Below are 1513 nucleotides of genomic sequence, written 5' to 3'. Positions count from 1 at the left end.
CGGATATTGAGGAATGGATTAATAAGTGGTTTCAGGGTTATGGACATATTCAGGTACGGCACCGTTCGGGTGATGAGCTTATATTCCTCGGAGAGGGTTATGCCACTGCCTTTGTAACCGCGTTCTTCATAAGTCGTATATGGAAGTTTGAGAACAATAAGCCTTATTTTGGACTGGCTTTTGGCAGCATAAATAAAAGTATAGAGGAAATCGATATTGAAAAATGGATTCATCCAGTAGTGAAACAAGCAAGGCTGGCAAATGATTTCTTGAAAAAGCAAAAGGAAAGGGAGACATTTCATTTTGACTTGAACGGAAACATGCATGAGTATGAGCTAGTAACGTTGCTAAATGGCATGCTAAAACTGCAGAATGCTTTAAGCCAGCAGCAAACAGATGTCCAGCGGCTGGTTTGTTCCCTGTACTTGGTATATGAAAAGCAAAATTTGATCGCAGAACTGCTTGAAAGGTCAGCGCCTACTATATATAGTCACTTTAAAAAGGGCCATAGCGAACTCGTGCTTGGCAGTTATCGTAAAATTTCCAGTGTATTGGCTTCGCTTCAGGCAAAGGAGTTTAGGGATTCGACGGAGTGTAATCCGGAATTGCTCGAAGAAAATATCAGAAACCATGTAAAGGGTAAGTTGAAAGATGTATTTAATTTATAGGCTGTAACTGCAGAAAGGGGTCGGCATGCTTTTATTAAGTTTAATCATTGCGCATTTATTAGCGGATTTTTACCTGCAGACAGATCACATGGTTCAGGACAAACTCAAGAATATTAAAAAGCATTTGTTTCATCATTTATTTGTAAATGTTGTCGTTCTGTCTTTAGCCTGGTATTTGCAAAGTCCGGAGTCGGACCCTTTATTAGCGATCATTTGGCCAGTGCTTTTTATTACAGGTACACATTTTTTAATTGACCTGCTAAAGATTAAGGTTGTCGATCAATATACCAACAGTGAAAACTTAGGTAAATTATGGTTTTTTGTCATTGACCAGTTATTGCATTTGTTGATGATTTTAATAGCTTTGCAGTTATTTTATAAGATCTCGCTAGTTTCTGTTCTTTATAGACTTTCAGAACTCCTCCTGGGAGAAGGGGGCGAAATCGATAACCTAAACATAATTTTGTTCCTTGCGATCATCTTGATATTAGGAACCACTGTGAGCGGACATATTATCAGAATTCTGCTTGGATCATTGCCAGGACAGCTTTTAACTTTTGAGGGCAAATATACGTTTAAAAATGACCTGAAGGAAACGGATTACCCTAAAAACAGCAATGGTGAAAGAGGGCTGTCAGAGCAATACAGTTATATGATCTTCAACAAGCATGATTTATCCCGTGGGAAACTGATTGGTTATATAGAACGCCTGCTTGTCATCCTGCTTACATACTATGGATCTTACCCGGCAATTGCCTTCATCGTGACAGCCAAATCTATCGCCCGTTTTAAACAGATGGATGACCGCGACTGGGCTGAATATTTTTTACTGGGAACATTAACAT

2 protein-coding genes are annotated in these 1513 nt (G+C 39.1%); both read left to right on the top strand.

The window, feature by feature from the left end:
• A partial coding sequence (locus WB217_RS19455; RefSeq protein ID WP_423995000.1) for a hypothetical protein occupies positions 1-668 on the top strand: 668 nt, incomplete at its 5' end.
• A 25-nt stretch (positions 669-693) separates the two neighbouring features.
• Positions 694-1513, top strand: an 820-nt coding sequence (locus WB217_RS19450; protein WP_423994998.1) for a DUF3307 domain-containing protein, incomplete at its 3' end; no start/stop codon positions are given.

Source organism: Mesobacillus sp. (assembly GCF_049588175.1).
In the GTDB taxonomy this organism is placed as follows: domain Bacteria; phylum Bacillota; class Bacilli; order Bacillales; family Cytobacillaceae; genus Mesobacillus.
Note: the sequence above shows the minus strand (reverse complement) of the source record. Positions and strands in the feature narration are given on the sequence as shown.